The organism is Marinagarivorans cellulosilyticus (genome assembly GCF_021655555.1).
Classification (GTDB): domain Bacteria; phylum Pseudomonadota; class Gammaproteobacteria; order Pseudomonadales; family Cellvibrionaceae; genus Marinagarivorans; species Marinagarivorans cellulosilyticus.
This window is the reverse complement of the sequence record NZ_AP023086.1, coordinates 1,441,050-1,463,390: the sequence shown is the minus strand read 5'-3', so window position 1 is coordinate 1,463,390 and position 22,341 is coordinate 1,441,050. Positions and strand designations below refer to the sequence as shown.

Annotated in this window: 22 protein-coding genes; 4 read left to right on the top strand and 18 right to left on the bottom strand. The window is 47.8% G+C overall.

What is annotated here, in order from left to right:
• Positions 1 to 70: 70 nt before the first annotated feature.
• Entirely contained in the window at positions 71 to 2,620 is a 2,550-nt protein-coding gene (locus tag MARGE09_RS05880) for an ABC transporter permease (RefSeq protein WP_236986419.1), read from the bottom strand.
• Entirely contained in the window at positions 2,607 to 3,308 is a 702-nt protein-coding gene (locus tag MARGE09_RS05875; protein ID WP_236986418.1) for an ABC transporter ATP-binding protein, read from the bottom strand. The genes MARGE09_RS05880 and MARGE09_RS05875 overlap by 14 nt, the downstream gene beginning before the upstream one ends.
• A gap of 27 nt (positions 3,309 to 3,335) precedes the next feature.
• On the opposite strand from MARGE09_RS05875, the gene MARGE09_RS05870 reads away from it, so the two are divergent.
• Complete coding sequence (locus tag MARGE09_RS05870; RefSeq protein ID WP_236986417.1) at positions 3,336 to 4,106, top strand: arylesterase; 771 nt, start codon at positions 3,336 to 3,338, stop codon at positions 4,104 to 4,106.
• 62 nt (positions 4,107 to 4,168) lie between these two features.
• Positions 4,169 to 4,951: a putative glycoside hydrolase gene (locus MARGE09_RS05865; RefSeq protein ID WP_236986416.1), complete on the top strand. Its 783-nt coding sequence runs from the start codon at positions 4,169 to 4,171 to the stop codon at positions 4,949 to 4,951.
• A 54-nt stretch (positions 4,952 to 5,005) separates the two neighbouring features.
• On the opposite strand, the gene MARGE09_RS05860 is transcribed toward MARGE09_RS05865, so the two are convergent.
• The 6 genes from MARGE09_RS05860 to MARGE09_RS05835 form a co-directional block, all read right to left on the bottom strand.
• Positions 5,006 to 5,371, bottom strand: coding sequence for an FHA domain-containing protein (locus tag MARGE09_RS05860; protein ID WP_236986415.1), 366 nt, complete (start codon positions 5,369 to 5,371; stop codon positions 5,006 to 5,008).
• A 52-nt stretch (positions 5,372 to 5,423) separates the two neighbouring features.
• Positions 5,424 to 7,991 carry a serine/threonine-protein kinase gene (locus MARGE09_RS05855; protein ID WP_236986414.1) on the bottom strand — a complete coding sequence of 856 codons (2,568 nt, stop codon included), beginning with the start codon at positions 7,989 to 7,991 and terminating at the stop codon, positions 5,424 to 5,426.
• A gap of 86 nt (positions 7,992 to 8,077) precedes the next feature.
• Positions 8,078 to 8,290 carry a hypothetical protein gene (locus MARGE09_RS05850; protein WP_236986413.1) on the bottom strand — a complete coding sequence of 71 codons (213 nt, stop codon included), beginning with the start codon at positions 8,288 to 8,290 and terminating at the stop codon, positions 8,078 to 8,080.
• A gap of 17 nt (positions 8,291 to 8,307) precedes the next feature.
• The gene (locus MARGE09_RS05845; protein ID WP_236986412.1) at positions 8,308 to 9,612 is read right to left on the bottom strand and encodes a GGDEF domain-containing protein; all 1,305 of its coding nucleotides are present in this window, start codon (positions 9,610 to 9,612) and stop codon (positions 8,308 to 8,310) included.
• Between the two features lie 124 nt (positions 9,613 to 9,736).
• Positions 9,737 to 10,216 (bottom strand): STAS domain-containing protein, encoded by a 480-nt coding sequence (locus MARGE09_RS05840; protein WP_236986411.1) that lies wholly within the window; start codon positions 10,214 to 10,216, stop codon positions 9,737 to 9,739.
• A 7-nt stretch (positions 10,217 to 10,223) separates the two neighbouring features.
• Positions 10,224 to 11,441 (bottom strand): PP2C family protein-serine/threonine phosphatase, encoded by a 1,218-nt coding sequence (locus tag MARGE09_RS05835; RefSeq protein ID WP_236986410.1) that lies wholly within the window; start codon positions 11,439 to 11,441, stop codon positions 10,224 to 10,226.
• 321 nt (positions 11,442 to 11,762) lie between these two features.
• On the opposite strand from MARGE09_RS05835, the gene MARGE09_RS05830 reads away from it, so the two are divergent.
• Positions 11,763 to 12,113 (top strand): PilZ domain-containing protein, encoded by a 351-nt coding sequence (locus MARGE09_RS05830; RefSeq protein WP_236986409.1) that lies wholly within the window; start codon positions 11,763 to 11,765, stop codon positions 12,111 to 12,113.
• 9 nt (positions 12,114 to 12,122) lie between these two features.
• On the opposite strand, the gene MARGE09_RS05825 is transcribed toward MARGE09_RS05830, so the two are convergent.
• From MARGE09_RS05825 to fabV, 8 genes are all read right to left on the bottom strand, one after another.
• Entirely contained in the window at positions 12,123 to 12,815 is a 693-nt protein-coding gene (locus MARGE09_RS05825) for an MlaA family lipoprotein (RefSeq protein ID WP_236987326.1), read from the bottom strand.
• Positions 12,816 to 12,996: 181 nt separating this feature from the next.
• Positions 12,997 to 13,647, bottom strand: coding sequence for a YiaD family glycine zipper/OmpA-like lipoprotein (locus MARGE09_RS05820; protein ID WP_236986408.1), 651 nt, complete (start codon positions 13,645 to 13,647; stop codon positions 12,997 to 12,999).
• Between the two features lie 145 nt (positions 13,648 to 13,792).
• Positions 13,793 to 14,062, bottom strand: coding sequence for a PilZ domain-containing protein (locus tag MARGE09_RS05815; RefSeq protein WP_236986407.1), 270 nt, complete (start codon positions 14,060 to 14,062; stop codon positions 13,793 to 13,795).
• Between the two features lie 93 nt (positions 14,063 to 14,155).
• Entirely contained in the window at positions 14,156 to 14,917 is a 762-nt protein-coding gene (locus MARGE09_RS05810) for an MBL fold metallo-hydrolase (protein ID WP_236986406.1), read from the bottom strand.
• Positions 14,918 to 14,987: 70 nt separating this feature from the next.
• Positions 14,988 to 16,127, bottom strand: a complete 1,140-nt coding sequence (gene bamC, locus MARGE09_RS05805) for an outer membrane protein assembly factor BamC (RefSeq protein ID WP_236986405.1) — start codon at positions 16,125 to 16,127, stop codon at positions 14,988 to 14,990.
• A 65-nt stretch (positions 16,128 to 16,192) separates the two neighbouring features.
• Positions 16,193 to 17,068: a 4-hydroxy-tetrahydrodipicolinate synthase gene (gene dapA, locus MARGE09_RS05800; protein ID WP_236986404.1), complete on the bottom strand. Its 876-nt coding sequence runs from the start codon at positions 17,066 to 17,068 to the stop codon at positions 16,193 to 16,195.
• A gap of 104 nt (positions 17,069 to 17,172) precedes the next feature.
• A complete protein-coding gene (lpxL, locus tag MARGE09_RS05795) occupies positions 17,173 to 18,126 on the bottom strand; it encodes an LpxL/LpxP family Kdo(2)-lipid IV(A) lauroyl/palmitoleoyl acyltransferase (RefSeq protein WP_236986403.1) in 954 nt (317 codons plus the stop codon).
• Between the two features lie 15 nt (positions 18,127 to 18,141).
• Positions 18,142 to 19,329, bottom strand: coding sequence for an enoyl-ACP reductase FabV (fabV, locus tag MARGE09_RS05790; RefSeq protein WP_236986402.1), 1,188 nt, complete (start codon positions 19,327 to 19,329; stop codon positions 18,142 to 18,144).
• Between the two features lie 154 nt (positions 19,330 to 19,483).
• On the opposite strand from fabV, the gene MARGE09_RS05785 reads away from it, so the two are divergent.
• A complete protein-coding gene (locus tag MARGE09_RS05785; RefSeq protein WP_236986401.1) occupies positions 19,484 to 20,062 on the top strand; it encodes a tRNA-(ms[2]io[6]A)-hydroxylase in 579 nt (192 codons plus the stop codon).
• Between the two features lie 91 nt (positions 20,063 to 20,153).
• Here the strand turns inward: MARGE09_RS05785 and purF are convergent, their stop codons facing one another.
• Positions 20,154 to 21,662, bottom strand: a complete 1,509-nt coding sequence (gene purF / locus MARGE09_RS05780; RefSeq protein WP_236986400.1) for an amidophosphoribosyltransferase — start codon at positions 21,660 to 21,662, stop codon at positions 20,154 to 20,156.
• An 82-nt stretch (positions 21,663 to 21,744) separates the two neighbouring features.
• Positions 21,745 to 22,248 carry a CvpA family protein gene (locus MARGE09_RS05775; RefSeq protein ID WP_236986399.1) on the bottom strand — a complete coding sequence of 168 codons (504 nt, stop codon included), beginning with the start codon at positions 22,246 to 22,248 and terminating at the stop codon, positions 21,745 to 21,747.
• Between the last annotated feature and the right edge of the window lie 93 nt (positions 22,249 to 22,341).

The following is a 22,341-nucleotide window of genomic DNA, read 5'->3' as shown; positions in this document are numbered from 1 at the left end:
TAAACTGGAGCTCTTTTAAGTACTGCCAGTTTACGAGTGCAAGCCTGAACACCAGCTAAATTGGCGCGCATTAGTTTTCCGCTTTTAATAATTGCGATGGCGCCACCGTTAAAGACTTCCCTGTAGCTAGCACGCCAAAGCTGGTCAATATGCACATAACTACCGGTATGCCCCACAACCAAGTATCCAAAAAACCAACATCGCTAAGCTTTAATGCGCCAGCGAGCCAAAAACGAACAATAAGCTCTGCGCCAATGCAGGCGACAAAGCCCGCAATAAACCCAAGAATTAAAAACTCTACCCACAACGCATAGCTTATAACCGCTTTACCCGCCCCAAAGGCTCGCATTAATGCCGATGTACGTAAACGCAGCGGCAGTGTCACCAACATGCCAGTAATTAAAACCATCAGAGCCGCCAAAACCATTAAAGCTAATAAATACTCGACTGCTTTGCCCAGCTGATCGACCAAGCCTTTAATATTTTTTAAAGTTTGATCAATTTCAATTAACGTGATTGAAGGAAACTTTTGAATTAATGCGTTAACCGCCAGCTTATTTTCTTCGGGCAAATTAAAACTGGTGATCCAATTACTCGCAATAAAAGGCAGGGGTTTACGGTTAAAAATAATAAAGAAATTAGGCCGCATGCTTTGCCAGCTTAAAGTACGGATATTAGCCACTTGCGCTGTTACATTCTGCCCAGACAAGCTAAATTCCAGTGTATCGCCCACCAAAATATTAGCCCCGTTGGCATAGCCCTCTTCAATAGAGACAAATAACGGTGAACTTTCCTCGGCATTTGTCCACCACTGCCCTGCCACCACTTCGTTATCATCTTGTAAGGTGCTAGACCACGTTAAATTAAGCTCGCGCTCATAGTTATTGGACTGCTCATTGGGGCTGCTTTCGAGTTGCTGCTTCCAAGGTTTATCATTCACCTGCACCACGCGCCCGCGCGTCATGGCATAAAAAGGTGATGCGTTTTTTGCGCTGGTTTCAATAAAATTTTTAACATCTTCTTTTTGATGGTCGTAAATATTAAAAACAAAATGATTAGGTGCCCCTTCGGGGATTTGCTGCTGCCAAGCCGACAGTAAGTGTGTTCGCGCGCTATACACGCTAAACAACACCATAAAAATCAAACCAAAAACCGCTGCCTGTGTCGCATTTTGATCGCGGTAATTTAACCACTGCCCTAAGCCTAGCCGCCAAATTCCGCTGGCACCTGCATGCCACTTTGCTAATAAACCAATACTTGCCAGCACAATAAAGCGCACAGCAAAAAAGGCGACCAATAAAGCCAAGGACGCAAACGAGGTTAAAGCGATGTGGCGGGTAAGTAAGGCAACTAAAACCGCAATGGCAACCAACCCAAGCCACCAATGGCCAGTTGTGGCAGGTATTATTCGAGCACGCAATACCGCAAGTGGAGAAATTTTATGCAATTGCCAAAATCGAGGACCGGCAAACAGTAGTAAAACAGTGATGCCGCTTAAAACAGGAATAATAAAAGCGATCACATTCGGCGGCGGTAAATAGTTGGGCATTAGACCTGCGATTATTTTTAAAAGCCCTAATTGAAAAAGCCAGCCAAACAGCAGCCCCACAACCGAACCTAGCAGGGCTAACGCTGATAATTGCCAAGCAAAAACCTGCAGTATTGCACGTGGCACCAAACCGAGAGTTTTTAGCAATGCCACATTGCGGTATTGGCTGCGCGCAAACTCATCAGCCGCTAGCGCAATAGCGACAGCCCCCAACACCAAGGCAAGCGCTGCCACCAACATAACGTAGTTTGTAATCCGCTGGAATACGCCCGCATCTGGGCCATCGCCTTCGCCGGCTGAGCGCCATTTAAAGTGACTACCAAGTTCTTTGAGCAGCAATTGCTCTAGCCGATTAATAGCATCTAAGTCACCCGCAATTGTCATGCTGTAATTTACGCGGCTGCCCAACGCAATAGCGCCGGTGCGCTCAATATCATCACGGTGAATCAATGCGCGTGGCGCAAAGCCCATAACGCTTTGCGGGCTATCGGGTTCTTGAATTAACGCTTTGGCAACCACAAAGTCGGCATCACCAATACTTAAACTATCACCCACTTCAACATTAAGCGCGGCAAAGAGCCTGGATGTAAGCCATACCTCACCGAGCTGCGGCCCAACCGAATTCACAAGCCCTTGCGCAAAGGGTTTATCAGCAACAAGCAAATCACCTTTAAGTGGGTACGAAGACGAAACCGCTTTCACCGCACCTAACTGCATTGGCTGATCCACCCCAACACCAGGGCCAAATAACATAGCCCGAAACGTAGTGGCATGAGCGGTTTGCAGACCTAAATCGCTCGCTTGCTCACGCCACTCGGCTGGAACGGGCAGCGAACCAGACACGCGAGCATCAGCAGCCAGATAATGGCTTGCCTTAGAATAAATAAGCCGCTGTAACCGATCGGTTGTGAGTGTAAGAGTTGCAACCACCGCTACAGCAATGATCAGTGACGTAGCAAGCATCGCCGCGCTGCGGCCACCGGCCCCGCGCCACAACAAACGCAGCGCAAGCACCGCCATCACTCCCGCAGGCGAAGTTGGCTCCTTACCGACAGGCTTATTCGCTGGCATGGTGACCGTCCTTTTCAATTGGCTTTTCAATTTCGACCAGCCTGCCCTCTGACAGTTTTAGCACTCGATCACAACGCTGCGCCAAACGCTCGTCGTGCGTTACCAATACCAGTGTTTGCTGCTTTTGTTGACACAAACTAAATAGCAAATCGGCCACAGTTTTACCTGTATTGGTATCTAAGCTACCTGTAGGCTCATCGGCAAATAATAATGGCGCATCACAAGCAAAGGCTCGCGCTAAGGCCACACGCTGTTGCTCACCGCCGGAAAGGGCATTCGGTTTATTATTCAAACGGTGGCCCAAGCCAACTTTTTCTAACCAAACCTTTGCTTGCGCTTCGGGCTTAGCAATGCCTTTCACTTCCATGGGCAAACACACGTTCTGCAAAGCCGTTAAACCATCGATCAACTGGAAATTTTGAAAAACAAATGCCACGTATTTTGCCCGCAACTCCGCCCGTTGCTCTTCGTTCATCGATGCTATATCGCTACCGGCAATAAGAACTTTTCCGACTTTTGGCGTATCTAAGCCGGCAAGAAAGCTTAATAATGTAGTTTTGCCAGAGCCAGAAGCGCCCACAATAGCAACCGATTCGCCAGCCCTTATACTGCAGCACAGTAAGTTTAATAAAGGGGTATTATCAGCGTCGCCAGGCAATACGTGAACGAGATCAATGACTTGAAGCATGCTAATTCCAATCGTAGAGTTTAATGAATGAATAGTGTAGCCCCTACAGACCTAATCGCAGTTTCAGCGGATTTACGTGTTAATGCCCGCAGTGGCTTAACCAGCAAAGCAATAACATTATTGAGGGGGCTAGCATTATTAGTATTAGTGTTGCGACCTCTGACTACCAATGCCGATATTAATTCACCCACAACACTCGCAAAAACAGCTCCAGCAGAGCTCACCATTGGCATTATGGGCGACAGCTTGAGTGCAGGCTACGGCCTTAAACAACACGAAGGCTGGGCAGACCTACTAAGCCAAAAACTGGCAACGAGCCACCCAAATATAAAAGTTGTGAATGCATCGGTGAGTGGCGCCACTACCGATGCAGGCCTGCAAATGCTGGCAGGCTTACTCCAAAAGCAACCTGACATCGTAATTTTAGAGCTCGGCGCTAACGATGGTTTGCAAGGCAAACCGCTTGGGCTCATTACGCGCAATTTATCAACGTTAATTACACAAACTCAGGCTACTGGGGCACAGGTTTTACTTGCCGGCATTCAATTGCCACCTAATTTAGGCAAACGTTATACAGAGCCATTTTTTGAACAATTTGAATTACTGGCCACGCAATACAACACGGCGCTTGTGCCTTTTTTGCTCGAAGGCGTTGCCGGCAACCCATCGCTAATGCAAGCTGATGGCTTACACCCTAACCGCGATGCGCAGAACAAAATTTTAGCCAATATTTGGCAATCGCTTGAAGGCTTAATTCAACAGCAGATTGAGGCGCACAAAACACCGAGCGTTAACTGACATAAAATCGTCACACTGCGACGCTATGCTGCCGGATTAATTATTACGCCGGCCTAAAACTTATGCCCTTTGCCCGCTCAATTGCCGTTTGCTTGCTGTGCTTATGCACAGCCAGCTTTGCCGACACGCTCCCACAACTGGCTACCGTGCCACACGCCACTGTGACTCTTCCAGAGGGTCACTGGCAACAAATAGGCGGCGAGCAAGCTAAGGTTATGGGGAATAAGCTTGTAACCCCCGCCAATGCAACGCTAATTACACTCAGCAACGGGCAGCGCACACTGAACGTAGACGTGGCGCATTGCAACAATGATATTGGTGGGGTATTTAAAGACTGCATCGACCCAACATGGGAACGTATATTTACCCAAGCAGACACTACGCAGTGGCAGGTAATTTCAACACCCTCTGCGCGTAACCATATTATTGACATTATTTTTAATGGCGAAACAGATCAACGTTTTGGCATTGCTGCTGGCGCAAATTCAAACCCCAACACTCCAAACAGCTGGTTGGACTTATCGGCCTTTAAAAATGGGCATTTAAACTTCGATATTCGCGTCGTCGATTTTGCCAATAACATTAACGGCTTTGAAGTCAGCTTAAATTGCGGTAATCGCTGCCAAAGCACCGCTATCGGCGTTTACCCTAGCCACCAAGGGCAGTGGCAACGCATGAGCATTCCCATAGCTACGCTAGTTAAAGCCGGGTTGGATATTAGCCAAGTCCATACGGGGTTCGAGATTCAACCTGTCAGCGGCGAACAAAAAAACGTACACATACAGTTAGATAACATTGCCTTTGAGGCCGCCATTCCAGCCCCTATGGACTGGGTTGCACTTTAAAGACTGCACGTAAAAAGCTGGGCCATTAACTCAGCGCAATAGGACAGGCACTTACTAAATGTCGTCGGTTGAAGCCATATGGATGGTGCGTGTCATATCGGCATTTTCATCATCCAAAAATTTGAAATCATTAAAACCAATACGTACGACATCGTTGTGCACTAATTTGTGCTTTTTTTCGGCAGGCAAATCATTAACAAAGGTGCCATTAGTACTGCCAAAATCCTCAACAAATACATCGATATAATCCACAAAATCTTTATTTTGCTCAGCAATAATATGGGCATGGGCGCCACTGACAGCGGGATCTTGAATCACAATATCGTTATCTGGTTTACGACCAATTGTCGTAAAGCCTAAATTTAATTCAAAACGATGCACAATCACACCATCGACCAATTGGGCTAGCACTGCAGGCATAGTGATTACCTTTTATTCTATTAATAGGAAGCGTATTACCCCGCATACGCGGCTACAATAATCGCCAGTCTTTAGCTTCGTCCTTAAAGTCACGTATTATGGCTTTATTCAGCGTAAATGCCATATCTGATGCGCTACTAAAACGCTCACTGGTTTTCTTTTTTAGTGCACGATTAACAATGCGTGCAGCACTGGCTGGTAACTGCGTACGCATTGTGCGCACTGCAACAGGCCGCGAGTGCAAAACCGCCTGTTGAATTTCGGCAATACTGCGGCCACTAAAGGGCGGCTCGCCCGTTAACAGCTGGTAAAGCGTGGCCCCCAAACTGAACAAATCTGTTTGCTCCGCTACTGGGCGCCCCTGCAATTGCTCTGGCGCCATATACAAAGGGGTACCCATAATCTCACCGGTTTCGGTGTGCGCCTCGTCTAACCATTTAGCAATACCGAAGTCAGTGACTTTAACGTCGCCATTATCGCGATCGTAGATAATATTGCCCGGTTTGATATCGCAATGCACCACATTTTGCTGGTGCGCAAACGATAGGGCTTCGGCCACTTTCAAGCCAATCCAATACACCTCTGCAATAGGCAACAACTGATCTTGCGCTAAGTACTCGGTTAGCGGTTTGCCGCGCGCAAGATCCATGGCAATGTAGGCCCAATGGTCTTGCTGCCCAACATCGTAAACAGCAACAATATTGGGGTGCGATAATTTGCCAATAGTTTTCACTTCCGCTAAAAAACGGTTTTTAACTTTGCTTTGGTTTTCTAAACTAAACACATTGAGGTTTAAGGTCTTTAATGCAACATCGCGGGAAATTACAGGGTCGAACCCCCGATACACCACCCCAGACCCACCATGCCCCAGCACACTGCGCACTTGGTAACGCCCAAGAGTTTCGATACTGGCCGTTACACATACCACCTGCGTTTTATCCGGCGCTTCGGGGAGTTTTTCAATGGGCAATATGGCAACTTCACAAGCGTTTATTTTTTTCTTTACGTCGCGAAAGTTGCGCGCTTTTTTATGCAGTAATTGCCAAACGGGAAGCGCCTTTTTGGCTGCGTTGTTTTCCAGTAGTGCATCAGCTATTCGGTAGTACCACTTTATAGTTTGCGCACTTAGAGGAACGCGCTGTATCGCGAGCAATGCCTGCTCGTAACGCCCCGCATGGTAATTTAGCTGCGCTGCCTGCAAAGCCCAATGGCGAGCCTCTTTAACACGATAAAGCCCCACGCGTTTTTTCACCCGCGCAATAGCGCTAAGGCTATAAATCACTAATGTTGCCGTAATAATGCCGCCTAGGGGTAGCCAATAAGCCAACAAGCTAGGCAGCAAGACTTGGACAACAATAAAAGCTGCAATGATCACAATGCCAGAAACTAAAAAGAGCGTTGTACTGACACGTGGTAAAACCACCAAAGACCACAACAGCAACGCGGTAAGTAATGCAAGTTTCAGCAGTGGAAAAAAGTTAGGCTTAGTAATGTAAGCGCCATCACCAATGGCTGCCAATACTTGGGCTGTAGCGCGTAACGCTTCGCTATCGTTGCGCCCCAACAAAACCCATCCCGTCAACGCCGGCGAGCGCTGTGCCGCCGCTAGCGTTAACTGCACCGTAGGTGCATTAATCCCAACATCACCATATAAAGGAATTACCGAACCATCGTAACTAACAGCAAGCTCACGCCCTAACGCTGAGCCAGTTTCAATAGCATAACCTTGTCGCCACACAGGCAAAGGTTTGAGATCAGCGACCGCTGCTGCTAACTGATCTCCCTTGCGCAATAAGCGCAAAACAAACGATTCACGCAGTTCGCCATTTAACTCGACCACTAATGGCTGACCAATATCGCTGACCGCTGGAAGTAGTAAATGCTCGATAGGTGCCGAAAAAAACGTAGCCGCTGAATCAGCTGGCACACCGGAGGACGCCCGCAAAGGCCATACATGCTCTGACAACTGATGGGGTAATCGACCTTCTGCAATAACACCAGACTCTACCGATACATTTTCGCCATGGCGAGATATTCGACCGGCCATGCCCACCACAGCACGCTCGCGCAAAGTGGCCATTAATCGATCACGGTCGGTGGTCACCGCCCTTATAGCCGAGCGAAATTCAGCAGGATTAACCTTATCTTTTTCAGCCCATACACCCAATAGCTTTTCTGCGCGCCCCTGTATAAACGAGAGCGGCTCCTCGGCAATAAGACCAAGCACTAACGGCTGCACAGCGGCAGAGCGAACCGGAACATTTAGCGGCTCCGTACCTTCTGCAATCGCCGCACTTTCGACAGAGGCATCGTTAGCATTTGTATCCGACGGCGTTGCAGCAGCGCTTTCTATGAGCTTAAGCAATGCATCGGCACCGGCAATATCAGACAGCCATGCCTCATATTCGACATCGGGTACGTGAATAACAGTGATGGGGGTTTGCGGGGACGGTAAATCGACAAAATCGATAGCTGCACTTAAAAGTAGGCGGTCCACTTGCTCATTGAAGCTTTGCAGCCAGCTAGGCAGTGGTAACGCACTCATTAATACACAAACAAAAGCCACAATCAGCAAATTGGGACCAATCAAGCGATTAATAATGCGCGAACCTAAACCCATGTAAAACTGCCAACCTAAATCCGGTTAAGGTACCAAACTGCGCAGCGAAGCCCAAGTAGGGCAGTCACAAAAGTGCTAGAAAGTGGTTATCGCTCTTCTAAACTTTGCTCACGCTGATTTTTGAAATCATGGAAGCTGGTCTCTTGTCGCTGAAGGCATTCATCCAGCGCAGCCCCTTGAGTAGACTCCAAGCACTTTGAGCGCTCGCTTTCTTGCAGCGCATTGTAAGCCAAGCTTTGGCAGCCGGTTAAACAGACAAGTGCAAACCAAAAACTTACTAATGGCAATAGTAACCGCATACACACCTCAACCGATGTTATCCCTCAGAAGCTACAACGCGATTGCGACTGGTTCGCTTCGCCTCGTAAAGCGCTTCGTCGGCGCGCTTAAATAAACCTTCTAAGTTCTCGTCGACATTGATCGATGCCACACCAAAGCTAGCGGTAACTTGGGTACTACTATGAAACTGATAGTTCTCAATTAATACCCGCAGCTTTTCTGCTAATGAAGTGGTTTCAGACAACTCACTATCGCGGCACACTAATAAAAACTCTTCCCCGCCCCAACGCGCAAAACGATCGCTGGACCGAATATTACTGGTGATAAGTGTCGATAGTTCGACTAAGACTTTATCGCCCGCTGCATGGCCATGGGTATCGTTCATTTGCTTGAAGTGGTCTAGATCTAATAACACAATCGATAAACGCTTAGCGCTAACATGCCACTCGTTTAAAGCCTCAACAAGCGATTCCTCCACCCCTTCACGATTAAACGCACCAGTAAGTGGGTCGCGCTTCGCTCTAACTTCCATATTTTTGGCTTGTTTGTCCAGCAAGGTATTTAGCTGAGTTAGCTCACTCTCTTTTCGCTGCTGGGTCATTAGCTCTTTTTTCAAACTAAATACTCTAAAAACCAAAAAGCCCAATATTGCCGCGATCCAACATAGAATGATTAACAAGTACCAGCTCTCAGCCGAAATAATTTCGCGCTTAAACTCAATGCCTTTAAGCTGAAAATTATGCTCGCCAGGATTTAAGCCCGAACCTGTTTGAATTTCGATAATGACGATATTTTTAAAGTCTGAATACGAATGCCTAAGCGGTATGCTGTGCATTTGCAACCACCAATCCGCAACAGAGAAGTCTGACAAACTGATTTCTAAATAACCATCTTCTTCTAACAGCTCTTTTTCAAACTCGATAGTATTGTATTTAGTGGATTTTAAATCGTCGTCTCGGCTGTAGGCTGAGTCATAATTACGTAAGTACACCCTTACCGTTTTAGCTGGGCCGTCGTAATCCAGTAACAAACGCATAGAACGGTACGAACTCAGGTCTACACCTTCAACAAAGCTATTATTAAGGTACATTTCGTAGCCGCAAAAAGGGTATTCGTAGCCGCCTTTAATAATGCACTTCCACTGCTCGTTTGGCTGATCAACCCAGTGGACTTCACTAAAGCCACCATTTAACACATCATCATAGATACGGCGAGTATGGTCATCGCGCGGATCGATCACGTGGTTGGAGACTAATACCCAAGGCCGCAAGACAATCGCTAGTACCGTCACAATAACGAGAGCAAGGATTTTTTTTTCGGTTTTCAGTAGCAAGCTGAGCATATCTCTTCTTTATTATCTGATTAAGCTTGATGCATACCTAAGTAATATTAAAGGCATACACATAAGCAGTGGATAGCCCGTTAACCACATATTACCGCTAATTCACGTTCGCAGCATGCTGCGATTACTTCTTCTCGAGTGTTTCCACAAGCTCCTTAAACGCTTGCTGGTTGTGCTCGTTCAAAGACATCAGCACTTTATGTGCATCCACAACCCGCTTTTTGAAATTTTCCTCTGAGCCCTCTTCACAGTCTAGACGCTCAGCATTGTCCATGCTCGGTTCAACACCACGCGTAATAACAAATATATCTTCAAAGCCCATTGTTTCGAGCAAACGTATCATGCCAGAGGCTTGGGCCACCAATACGGGCTTAGGCGTACCCACCTTGCGGCACTGCAAGGCAATTTTCGCCATCAAGCCTAGCGTTGTGCTATCAACCGCTTCTGCCGCACTTAAGTCGAAAACAACCGAGTCGAACTGAGGGTCCGCAAACATAGAGCGAATAAACTTATCGAAAGACAGGCACAACACCATACGCACATCCCCTGTCATTCGGATGGCATAGGTCCCCGCATCGCTTGCTACTGAAATCTGCCCTACCATTCGCCCATTACACCAACAACTGCTTAATCAAAACCATGGCTATATCGTCTGGAGCCTCTTGATTACAGTCTAGCTGCAATCTCGTCGCTATTTCATTTAATGTCAATTTTGACGTCGCGCCTTGCATAGCATCTAGTAATACTTTTTCGCGATCAATCAAATCTTCTTGGGGCAGCGTCTCCAAAATCCCATCAGAGAACATGACAAGCTGAAACCCCTCTTCCAGCTGCACCTTATTGACCGTCCAACTTGCATCCTCGAACAGGCCCACAGGCTTGCCTTTACCCTCTAGGTACCTAGCCTTACCATCGGGTGAAATAATAATAGGAAGCGGTAGATGCCCAGCTAATACATAGCACATCTCTAGGGTTTGAGTATCTATGACGCCAACAACGCAAGTAAGGTGGGAGAAAAAACGCGACTGCATCAGCTCGCGATTAACCACATCAAGCAGCTCTGCCGGTGCGGTATTGAACCCCTCTTCGGTATTAAACATCTGGCGCTCACGAAACAAGCGGCGCACCAATTGCTTTAACCACACAGTAACAAACGCCGATGAGGCGCCATGCCCGGAGACATCGGTAAGGTAAAAAGCCACATAACGGCGGTGTAAGTAGCCGTAATCTACAAAGTCACCACTCAAATACAGCGAGGGCACTATGCGATGACTTAGTTCAATACCGCTGAAGGTCAGCGGCGTTATGGGAAGCAGGTTACTCTGTACTTGCTTCGCAGCCTGCTGGTCGCGCTCAAGCAATTGCACATGCTCTTTAAGCTCTTGATTAACCCGCTCAAGGCGCTCTTTATAGGCATCGTTTTCTTGCTGTAAAGCCAATACCTGCAAAGCGCGATTCACCGAGTGCACAACAACATCCACATCGAGTATTGGTTTGATAAGGTAATCAGCGGCCCCTAAGCGCAGCGCTTGAGCCACATCAGAAACATTACCAATACCCGACATAAGAATAACAGGCACGGGCGTTTTTAACGCATTGATGGTACGGAGTAAATCGAGACCGTTGAATTGAGGCAGGCGTAAATCGGTAATAACAACGTGGGCGGAGTTTGCTTGTAGGTAATCTTTTGCGGGCAACGCGGAGCTAAATTCTTTTACAGTAAGCTCACAATCACGAAGATGCGTAGCTAAGTACTCGCGCGTTGCAACATCATCATCAACAAGGACTACCGTCTTACCAGCAGCTTTCGCACTTAAGACGTGATTCATTGACAAACCTTATGCTCCATCAGAATACCTTATGACTGTTAGTGCATCACAATTGCCGAGCCATTTTACAGGTTAAAACCCCTGCCACAGAGGGCGCCTACACTACTCCCTCTGGTACGCAGGCGCAAGCCACTAAGGTGCAATTAAAATGGCATCAAAAGCATCACTTCAACACACGAATTATCCCCTGCACACAAAAGGGATCACAACTTGCTTTATACTTTTGACCACACCAAGAACGCCAACATTGTGGCAGCGATATTTCTAGGTGAGAGGTTGAACCGTAAATAACGTTAACGTTTCAGTTCAAAGGGTAGCATCATGTCAGAATCAGCTATTGCCAGCGCCATCAGTAACGATACCCATTCAGCAAGCCCAACCCAGCTTAGTACACGCAACTACGATGAAAAGCGCGATTTTATTCGAATGAGAGTGAACACTGAAGCCGTGGTAATTAACGCCGCAGGCGATGAGATAGTCGGTTATTGTCACAATTTAAGTGGTGGTGGAGCGCTGCTCGAGATGGCGCAAGCGCTAGAGCTCAACGAAGAAATTGAAGTTATTATTCACTCACAATACGGGCACGCCCCTGTCTTTAGCTCGAAAGGGGCTGTTGTACGCAATCAAGCTATTCAAGCGAAAAACAATTATCTGGTGGCGGTAAAGTATTAGCAGTAAATACTAAAAATCGTCAAAGTCGTCGAGATCACCACCAAAATCATCTTTTATGGCGCCATCTTTCACTAAAAACTCTCGATTCTGTAAATACGCCTCGCGGAAGAATAGATACTTATCACCACTAACTAGCCCCTCAGCATCGAGTAAACCCGCTCGCACATTGGTGTAATCGAGAACTGTAGCCCCGTAACGCAGGGGGTCGCTAGCAATATAAGTACGCGGATAGGTAAACCAATCAACGGGTGAAGCGGCAGCATCTGTTAAGGTCGATGGCCCAAATATGGGCAAAACCACATAAGGGCCACTAGGAACGCCCCATACTTGCAACGTTTGACCAAAGTCCTCGCCCTGACTTTTTTCTAGCCCAACCTCTGCCGCAACATCCACTAAGCCTGCCAAACCCGCAAATGTATTGAGTAACAAACGAGCACTATCATGCCCTGCCTGTCCCCACTTCGCTTGGAGCAAGTCATTCAAGACATTAGAAACTTCACCCATATTGTCGAAAAAGTTATCGACACCAGTCTCGACAAAACTCGGGGATACGAAGCGATACCCCTTCGCAACAGGCTTTGCGACCCAAGTATCGAGGGAATCATTAAATTTGAACACTGCACGATTCGGCGCTTCCCACGGGTCATTTCCATTTGCCGCTGGCGTGCTGGAGCACCCAGCCAACATTGCCGCAGCAAGCATTGCCACTACGGCTCCTACCATCTTTTGCATGTAACTATTTCCCACACTTTTTCTGTGCCACCATTCTACTCGTATCACATCAAAAAAGAAGCTATCTACAACCGTAAAAAAACCCTCAGGCCACTGGCCGGAGGGTTTTACCAAAAATCAGAATGGGCTGCCAAGGCAGCGACCCAAAAAACTAGCGTAAAGGTTCTAGCTCTAACTCAACACGGCGATTCTGCTCGCGCCCTGCATCTGTGCTATTGCTGGCTACTGGGTGACGCTCACCAAAGCCAACAGCCTGAACGCGGCCAGACGGAATACCTGCAGACGACAAATAGTTTTTAACGCTATAGGCACGACGCTCACTTAAACCCTGGTTGTAATTGTCGTTACCGACTGAATCGGTGTGGCCAGCCACCAAAATAGACGTGTCTTTGAATTCTTTTAGCACCAATGATACGGAGTCGAGCACATCGTAGAAATTACCGCGAATTTGAGCGCTATCGGTTTGAAAGGTAATGTTACCCGGCATAATCAAACGCAGGTTATCGCCTTCACGCTGAACCTGAACACCAGAGCCAGCCAATTTATCGCGTAAGGCTTTTTCTTGCTTATCCATGTAATAACCAATGCCACCACCGGCAGCAGCACCTAATGCCGCACCGGTTAAAATAGCTTTATCACGGTCATTTTTGCTCGCTGTCGCAGCGCCAATAGCGGCTCCGGCAATAGCGCCAATACCAGCCCCTTTCGCTGAGTTACCTACACCTTTTTCGCCAGTATATGGATCCAACGTTGTACATGCTGACAAAGAAAAGGCCAATACAGCTATACCTAAACGACGCATAAAATTTTCCTCGATGCTTTAAATAATATTTGGGTGTCTGAATGTAACCGCAAAATACTCACGGCACAACAATGGTACAGGTGCGTAACTCTACACTGACTGAGTGAATCTTTCCTGAATATTGTTCAATCTAGGGGGGAGTTTTTCAACGTGCTAGAAACATTAATCCAAGCGTATTTTTATGCGTATGCATGACTTTCATCGCTACGGGCTGGGCATTAACCGGCCCAACTACTTTTTTAAATACAACATCAACAACTGTGCCCACAGGCGGCACTAGCTCGTTATCGACCATAACTAAGGCACCGCCATCCGAGATATCACGCGTACTTCCGATTAACGTACCAAACGCCGGATTTGTAAGCTCTACACGAATAATCGCAGATGTCCGCGCAAAACGGCGACGCTCTTCCATAAAATTGCTCCTAAACGCTCAAGTAATACGTAAACCCAACGGTATTGCTGGGCAAGGTTATATCACTAAGCTTAGCACGCAATTTTCCTGTCGCTACGCTATCTGCAGCCAATCAAATCCGCGCTCTTGACACGCAAGCGTTAAACGTGACTTTACGTTTGGGATATGCTCCAGCGCGCGCTCGACGTGCGCGGCGGAGTTGTTTTTTTGGCTAATATGCGCAATGACTAAGTGCTGAATCACATCCATGTTGATTTGTTCCACTAAAGATGCGCACTGCTGGTTACTCAAGTGCCCCCAAAAACCACCGACCCGCTGCTTTAAGCTTGCTGGGTAAGGCCCTCTGGCCAGCATTTCCGGTTCGTGATTTGCCTCCAGCACAAGGGCATGTAAGTCGTGATAATGCACTGCAAGCTCATCGGGAATATTGCCCACGTCGGTAAGTAGACCTAAGCGTTTGCCACAGTGACTCGCAAAGGTAAATTGCACAGGCTCGCGCGCATCGTGGGGGACAGTGTGCACTTGAACATCTATGCCACCAAGACTCAGTACATCGCCACCAGCAATAAAATTCACCGCCGGCATTCGCCCCAATGTTCGACTAGACGCGGTGCCTTGCGTCATATAAACCGGTACATGATGGCGGCGCACTAAAGGACCAACACCGCGAATATGGTCAGCGTGCTCATGGGTAACCAACACCGCGGTAATATCCGCAGGAGTTAACGCCACCGCACGCATCCGAGCGGTTAACTCTTTAAGAGAAAAACCACAATCCACTAAAATTAAGGCGCTACCGGCTGCCACTAATAAAGCATTACCATCACTACCACTACCAACAGAGGCAAAGCGCATATTACCGCCTAGAGCATAAAAAAAGGGCCTAACAGCCCTTTTGATTAAAGTATTAAATTACGTACATCACTTAAATAAGGTTTCTTCGCAAAACAATCATTAACCGCTTCGCTTCGCGAAACGGCAATTTCTCACCACGCGTATTACGAATATAAACCGTCATCGCTGTACCGTTTTGCTTTACGCGTAGCAAATAACCCAAAGATGGCTTACCTGTAGGCTCCACAAACATCGCCTGAGTTAAATCGCCAAATAGCGTTTCAGCACTGGGCGCCAATGTGCTCAATAGTGCATCTAGTGCTACCGGCGGCACGGCTGGAACATCATCATTACCGTTAAAGGTTATTTTGTCCCACCAGCCAGGCTCATCCGAGGGATCATCGTAAGCAAAGTAACAAAGCCCGCGCTCGGTATCGTCTTTCCAAAGAAATAACCCCTCTTTGGTTAGTGCGTGCGCCAAAGTCGCATGGGTACGCTCTTTGTCTAAGCGAATATCAAGAACGGGCTCATCGCCTTCCCGGCGCAGTACAATTTTTTCGTCACCGCCGACAGACTGCCCCAGCAAAGAGGCTGCGCGGTTACTAATACCTTGCGCTACACTAACAGCCAGCTCATCAAGCATCCAAGCTTCTCGCTCAGCTTCTGAGGATTTAACGGGCCACACAGCAACATCGGAACTCATTGCCGACTGCTGGTGCAACACATGGATTTCAGATGACTCTTCACGTACACCTTTTTCAATGCGAATGCGATAGCGACTTTTAGTATCGGCATCAACCTTAAAGTTTAGCCAGCCAGTTTCTATTTCACCGTCAGAAGGGCGCGCCTTGGCCACAATAATGCCATTGCGAGCCAAAAAGCTTTGCACCAAAGGCCAAACTTGGCTGGTTGGCGCCTCGGCCAACACCCAGCGGCGCTCGCCGACTTTTTGGATTTTAACGCGTGCGAACTCAGAGTCCTGACTCATTGGTGCTGGGCGTGGAATAACAAGCTTTTCGTCTTCATCAATATAATCGAATTCGTTAACTTCGATTTGGGGCACATGAAAAGCAGACTCCAGTGGCGCCGCTTCGATCCCCTCGGGGATTTTCATGGTTTCCATTACGCCGGCTTCTTTGTACTGAGTGCTGCGATCCGCAAACATACCGCAACCAACCATTCCACTCATCGCAACAAACAAGAGTGTGCTTCGTACAATTTGTTTATTCACTAAAACCCTTCTCACCAAAATGTAGGCATTGTTTGAGGCATTACAGCCTCGAGCAATCAAATACCTTAGACCAAATTGCAGCGCTGCATAGCATCGCGCAATTGCTTATGAAACTTGCTATCAAGCGGCGTCATGGGCAATCGAAGTGTTCCGCCACAGCGCCCCATTTGCTCCAACACCCACTTAACAGGCACTGGGTTTGCCTCGACAAATAATGATTTATGCAAAGGCATCAGGGCATCATGGATGCTTTTTGCCGCCTCAAGTTCACCCTCGGTGATCAAATCACACATTTTAGCCATTTGTGCAGGCGCTACATTAGCCGTAACGGAAATTTCACCGTGCCCACCATGCTTCAAAAAATCAAATGCGGTTTCGTCATCGCCAGACAGCAAATTGAAACCTTGGGAAACCAGCGGCTTTAGGTGGGTTAAACGCGCTAAATCACCCGTAGCCTCTTTAATACCTACAATATTAGGTAATCGCGATAAACGGCCGACGGTTTGCGGCTTTAAATCTACCGCTGTACGAGCCGGTACGTTATAGAGCAATTGCGGTATCGCAACGGCATCCGCTACCGCCTTAAAGTGCAGATACAAACCATCCTGAGACGGCTTGTTGTAGTAAGGCGTAACGAGTAAACAAGCATCAACGTGGACATCTTTAGCCGCTTGCGTTAGCTCAATTGCTTCAGCGGTTGAGTTAGCGCCAGTGCCAGCAATTACAGGAATATGGCCCGCCACCTGATCCACAACACGACGAACAACATCAATGTGCTCGTCTACCGCCAGCGTTGGCGACTCACCCGTTGTGCCCACCGCAACAATGGCATGCGTGCCTTGCTCGAGATGCCAGTCCACCAAATCGTGCAGCGCTTGCCAATCGATTGATGTATCAGCTTTCATGGGCGTGACTAACGCCACCATGCTGCCTCGAAACATGTTTATCTCCAACGTATCAAATGCGTAATTAGAATAATCAAAAAGGGGCGCCATCTTACTAACGGCCCCATGTGGTGACAAGCTAAGCGTTCAAAAAAGCTGCGCTACTGCCGCTTGCCCGGTGCAATTCCAGCTTGTTCATACAGATCTTGCTCACCCTCGGGTCGCGTTTTGAACCGGCGGTGAACCCATAAGTACTGCTCTGGAGCTTGTAACACAGCCTGCTCCACAACATGGTTAATCTGCAACGTATCGGCTTCAACATCTCCGCTGGGGAAGTCGATCAACGGGGGCGACACTTTATAAATGTATCCACCCTCAGGTTTTCTAAGGCAGGTAAAAGGGATAACCTTGGCTTTACCCATTCTTGCCAATTGGGAAGTAGCCGTAATTGTCGCCGCATTTACACCAAAAAAAGGAACAAAAATACTGTGCCCTGCGCCGTAATCTTGATCCGGTGCGTACCAAATTGCGCGGCCTTTTTTTAATTGTCGAACCATCGTACGGACATCGCGCCGCTCAATAACCATGTTATCTCGGTTAAAGCGCTCGCGAGAACTGCGCTGGATCCAGTCATATACAGGGTTTGCGTGTTGGCGATAACTTCCATCTAAGCGCAGTGCCAATGTTGAAAAAATGCCACCACAATCTAAGTGTGTAAAGTGCATTCCCATCAACAAAACGCCAACGCCGTCTTTTTCTGCCTGTATTACGTGCTCTAAACCTTCGTAGGTCACCAGTTTTTCGAGCCGCCAGCGCGGCCAAAACCACGCGATACCCAGCTCGAACATACCAATACCTATCGCTTCCATGTGCCGGCACAATAAAGCTGCTTGCTCCTTTTCATTTAAATTCGGGAAGCATAACTCTAAATTGCGCTGGGCGATCGCGGTTCGACGTTTGGCTAAGCGCCCGACCAGCCTGCCCACCAAGCGACCTAAAAACATTTGAAGGCGATAGGGCAAAAGCTGCGTAATTAGCCACCAAAGTACAAAGCCAAACCATGTCAGCCAATATCGAGGAGCCAATAACGCGGCACGAAAAACAGGGCGCGACATATTTACAGGCTCAACTTACAGAAAAGAATCTTCAACTAATGGGCTAATATCAGCGTCATAATCGACGCCATTAGCTTCAAAGCCAAAAAGATTTAAAAAGGCTTCATGGTGGCCTTTAAAATCGGTTAACTCGAGAAGATTTTCCTCGGTCACCTCTTCCCAAAGCTTTTCCACTTTCGCTTGCGTTTCTGGCTGCAGCTCTAGGTTATCCATGCGCAGGCGGTTTACATCATCAAGCCTGGGCGTTGAAGCATACAGCCCCTCAGTAAAGAGCCTATAAGCTTGCTCGATACAACCTTCGTGCGTGCCCTCTTCTTTCATGACCCGATACAAAATAGACAAGTACAAAGGCATAACCGGAATCGCAGAGCTCGCCTGCGTTACCAATGCTTTTAAGACAGCCACGTTTGCTTGCCCCGAAAGACTAGCAAGCTTTTCATTTAAAGCAGCCGCGGCACGGTCAAGATCTTCTTTTGCCTTACCAATAGTAGCCTTACCGTATATGGGCCATGTTAGCTTGTCACCCAAATAGGTATAAGCCACTGTTTTACAACCTTCGGCAAGAACGTCTGCGCCTTGCAGGGCATCAATCCACATTTCCCAGTCTTCACCACCCATCACCTTAACGGTGTTGGCGATCTCTTCTTCAGATGCTGGGTCAATCGTAATATCCGCAATTTTTAGGGTGTCTGTATTCAGGTTTTTAGAGGTGTAACTAGCGCCAATAGGCTTTAATACAGAATTATAAGTTTCACCCGTGTTAGGGTCGGTACGGCGCGGCGATGCCAAGCTATAAACCACAAGATCAATCTTGCCCATATCCGCTTTGATTTGTTCAATGGTAGCGGCTTTAATTTCGTTAGAAAAAGCATCGCCATTAATGGTTTTGGCATAAAGGCCAGCTTCTTCAGCGGCTTTATCAAACGCTACCGCATTGTAGTAACCAGCAGAACCGGTCTTGCGCTCGGTGGCAGGCTTTTCAAAACAAATACCCAAGGTTTTAGCACCAGAGCCAAAAGCGGCAGTGATCCGCGACGCCAAACCGTACCCCGTTGAAGAACCAATCACTAAAACGTTTTTAGGTGTAGAACCTATTGACCCCTGAGCTTTAATAAAATCTATCTGCGATTGAACGTTAGCCGCACAACCCGCTGGGTGCGCATTAATACAGATAAATCCACGGACTTTCGGTTTAATGATCATAGTTATTTCCAAAACTTAATACGTTTGCAAGACACATTGGGAGGTTTGCTGGCGACACTCACAACCGCAAACCAATCTAAAAGCGACGGCATTATATATCAGCCGCTATAATGCTGCGCTGATTTTGCCACTGCACTCAACGAGCCCACCAGTTATGACCCGCTATACCCTAAAATACGCCACCCCCCAAGCCTGGATAGATACCGTCTTAAATGATTTTGATGCGTTTCTTATTGATCACGCCGCCGCTGAAAAAAAGGCCAGCGGGATGGCAGTATCTATGCTGAGCCACTACCCCGATAAAGCTAAACTGGTCGAGGCTATGAGTGACCTCGCCATCGAAGAAATGGTTCACTTTCGCGATGTAGTTAAGCTTATTCATCAGCGCGGGCTCATGCTGGCCGCCGACACCAAAGACGAATACATCAATGCTTTTCGCCAATTAATGCGCAAAGGCACCGATGTGTACTTTTTGGACCGCCTGCTGGTTGGCAGCATTGTTGAAGCGCGAGGCTGCGAGCGCTTTGGCTTAATTGCCGAAGCCTTACCCGCCGGCGACCTCAAAAAATTCTACCTAGCGATTACCGAGTCCGAGCGCCGACACGATGATTTATTCCTAACCTTGGCCTACGAATACTTTCAACCGGAACAAATTGAGCCGCGCCTGCAAGAATTGCTAAACGCCGAAGCTGACATTATGAAAACACTGCCTATTCTTGCGCAGCTGCATTAAACCTAGAAACCGCAGCTGAACCAACACAAAAATGCCCTCGCAGTGGAGGGCATTTTATCAATTACCATTCATAAGCAGCAGGCAGGGCAACCTACGAGTTATGTATTCCCATCATCGCATCATCGCCTACGCTATCGAGAGTTTGAGCACTGTCATTTCGAGCCGCATCTAAGCGCTCCAAATAAGCTTCATCGACATCGCCAGTCACGTACTTACCATCAAACACGGCGCAATCGAATTTGGGAACATTTGGATTACCCTCACCAGACGCTGCGATCAAATCTTCTAGATCTTGATAAATAAGCCAATCCGCGCCAATTTCCTTTGCAATCTCATCGTCAGTACGACCGTGGGCAATAAGTTCGTCAACGGAAGGCATGTCGATGCCATACACATTAGGGTATTTTACCGCAGGTGCGGCAGATGCAAAGTACACTTTGTTTGCACCGGCATCGCGCGCCATTTGAATTATTTGCTGGCACGTTGTGCCACGCACAATGGAATCATCCACGAGCAATACATTCTTACCGCGGAACTCTAAATCGATGGGGTTAAGCTTTTGTCGAACCGACTTTTTACGCAGTTTTTGCCCAGGCATAATAAAGGTGCGACCGATATAACGGTTTTTAACTAAGCCCTCACGAAACTTTACCCCAAGATTATGCGCCATGGCTTGGCCTGCAACACGGCTTGAATCAGGAATCGGAATCACCACATCAATATCGTGGTCAGGGCGCAAGCTTAAAATCTTTTCGGCGAGTTTTTCGCCTTGGCGCAGGCGCGCCTTATAAACAGAAACACCGTCCATAATGGAGTCTGGACGCGCAAAATACACATGCTCAAAGATGCACGGGCTTAAACGCGGATTGTCTGCACACTGCAAGGAGTGAAACTCGCCATCGGTAGTTATGTAAATCGCTTCGCCTGGGGCGACGTCGCGAATCAGTTTGAAACCCAGAACATCGAGCGCCACGCTCTCGGAGGCGATCATGTATTCCTGCCCCTTTTCAGTCTCGCGTACGCCAAACACTAACGGGCGAATACCGTTGGGGTCGCGAAACGCCAACACACCATAGTTAGACAGCAAAGCCACAACCGCATAGCCGCCACGGGCACGCTTATTAACACCGGCAACGGCTTTAAAGATGTCTTCAGGGGTGGGACGCAGCTTGCCTTGCTCCTGTATTTCGTGGGCAAGCACATTCAGCAATACTTCAGAGTCAGACTCGGTATTGATATGCCGTAAATCTGATAAAAATAAGTCTTTGCGCAATTGCTCGGTATTGGTGAGGTTACCGTTGTGCGCCAGAGCAATGCCGTAAGGCGAGTTAACATAAAAAGGCTGAGCCAAAGCCGGGCCGGAACTCCCTGCCGTAGGGTACCGCACATGGCCTATACCCATATTGCCTTCCAAGCGTTGCATGTGGCGCGTACGAAAGACATCTTTAACCAAACCCACAGCCTTTTGTTGGGCCAACTTACCCTTGTGGCAAGTCATAATGCCGGCAGCATCCTGCCCTCGATGCTGCAACATGGTTAGCGCATCATAGAGCGCCACATTCACGTTGCTTTTACCCACAATACCGACAATGCCGCACATAGTCTTACCTCAAATACACTGAACAACTAACTTTTCAATAAGCCGAATAAATCCGGATATCACAATTTACTAAGGCTGCGACTTAAGCACTGCCAAATAGCCCTGCGGCAGAAGCCGCAACAGCTGAAAACAATTCTCGCGCCCATGATTCAAATTTGAGCAACTGGCCGACCAATACTGACTGCTGCCACCAAGGGTCCTGATCGACAGGCAATATTGAAGGCAAAAACACAATAATCATCATCACGATAATAAAGCCACGCACCACACCAAATAACACACCAAGCAAACGATCGGTGCCAGACAACCCGGTCATTTTGACCAAGGCCCCGACAAGATAGTTAGCCATCGCCCCCAAAATAAGGGTCAAGACAAAAAGCGTTGCAAACGCCGCCAACTCTCGTAAAGACGGGGTATCAATAGCACCCGATAAAAGTACAGCAAGTTGAGGACTAAAGGTTTTGGCAATAATGACAGCAGCAACCCAAACCGCAAGCGACAATGCCTCTTTGACAAAGCCGCGAATCAAGCCAATGCCGGAAGAAAGCGCTAAGATACTAATGATCGCCCAATCGGCCCAATTCATAGTCTGGTGTAGCCCTAAAGATTTAAGAGCGCGATTCTATCAGAGGGATGCTTGGAAACAAATTATTACGCTACCTATTATTAGATCCGAAGC

What these genes read in the sequence shown, in the direction of transcription:
- MARGE09_RS05880 (WP_236986419.1), bottom strand. Translation starts at nt 2,620, where the DNA reads ATGCCAGCGAATAAGCCTGTCGGTAAGGAGCCAACTTCGCCTGCGGGA.
- MARGE09_RS05875 (WP_236986418.1), bottom strand. Translation starts at nt 3,308, where the DNA reads ATGCTTCAAGTCATTGATCTCGTTCACGTATTGCCTGGCGACGCTGAT.
- MARGE09_RS05870 (WP_236986417.1), top strand. Translation starts at nt 3,336, where the DNA reads ATGAATAGTGTAGCCCCTACAGACCTAATCGCAGTTTCAGCGGATTTA.
- MARGE09_RS05865 (WP_236986416.1), top strand. Translation starts at nt 4,169, where the DNA reads ATGCCCTTTGCCCGCTCAATTGCCGTTTGCTTGCTGTGCTTATGCACA.
- MARGE09_RS05860 (WP_236986415.1), bottom strand. Translation starts at nt 5,371, where the DNA reads ATGCCTGCAGTGCTAGCCCAATTGGTCGATGGTGTGATTGTGCATCGT.
- MARGE09_RS05855 (WP_236986414.1), bottom strand. Translation starts at nt 7,991, where the DNA reads ATGGGTTTAGGTTCGCGCATTATTAATCGCTTGATTGGTCCCAATTTG.
- MARGE09_RS05850 (WP_236986413.1), bottom strand. Translation starts at nt 8,290, where the DNA reads ATGCGGTTACTATTGCCATTAGTAAGTTTTTGGTTTGCACTTGTCTGT.
- MARGE09_RS05845 (WP_236986412.1), bottom strand. Translation starts at nt 9,612, where the DNA reads ATGCTCAGCTTGCTACTGAAAACCGAAAAAAAAATCCTTGCTCTCGTT.
- MARGE09_RS05840 (WP_236986411.1), bottom strand. Translation starts at nt 10,216, where the DNA reads ATGGTAGGGCAGATTTCAGTAGCAAGCGATGCGGGGACCTATGCCATC.
- MARGE09_RS05835 (WP_236986410.1), bottom strand. Translation starts at nt 11,441, where the DNA reads ATGAATCACGTCTTAAGTGCGAAAGCTGCTGGTAAGACGGTAGTCCTT.
- MARGE09_RS05830 (WP_236986409.1), top strand. Translation starts at nt 11,763, where the DNA reads ATGTCAGAATCAGCTATTGCCAGCGCCATCAGTAACGATACCCATTCA.
- MARGE09_RS05825 (WP_236987326.1), bottom strand. Translation starts at nt 12,815, where the DNA reads ATGCTTGCTGCGGCAATGTTGGCTGGGTGCTCCAGCACGCCAGCGGCA.
- MARGE09_RS05820 (WP_236986408.1), bottom strand. Translation starts at nt 13,647, where the DNA reads ATGCGTCGTTTAGGTATAGCTGTATTGGCCTTTTCTTTGTCAGCATGT.
- MARGE09_RS05815 (WP_236986407.1), bottom strand. Translation starts at nt 14,062, where the DNA reads ATGGAAGAGCGTCGCCGTTTTGCGCGGACATCTGCGATTATTCGTGTA.
- MARGE09_RS05810 (WP_236986406.1), bottom strand. Translation starts at nt 14,917, where the DNA reads ATGCGCTTTGCCTCTGTTGGTAGTGGTAGTGATGGTAATGCTTTATTA.
- dapA (WP_236986404.1), bottom strand. Translation starts at nt 17,068, where the DNA reads ATGTTTCGAGGCAGCATGGTGGCGTTAGTCACGCCCATGAAAGCTGAT.
- lpxL (WP_236986403.1), bottom strand. Translation starts at nt 18,126, where the DNA reads ATGTCGCGCCCTGTTTTTCGTGCCGCGTTATTGGCTCCTCGATATTGG.
- fabV (WP_236986402.1), bottom strand. Translation starts at nt 19,329, where the DNA reads ATGATCATTAAACCGAAAGTCCGTGGATTTATCTGTATTAATGCGCAC.
- MARGE09_RS05785 (WP_236986401.1), top strand. Translation starts at nt 19,484, where the DNA reads ATGACCCGCTATACCCTAAAATACGCCACCCCCCAAGCCTGGATAGAT.
- purF (WP_236986400.1), bottom strand. Translation starts at nt 21,662, where the DNA reads ATGTGCGGCATTGTCGGTATTGTGGGTAAAAGCAACGTGAATGTGGCG.
- MARGE09_RS05775 (WP_236986399.1), bottom strand. Translation starts at nt 22,248, where the DNA reads ATGAATTGGGCCGATTGGGCGATCATTAGTATCTTAGCGCTTTCTTCC.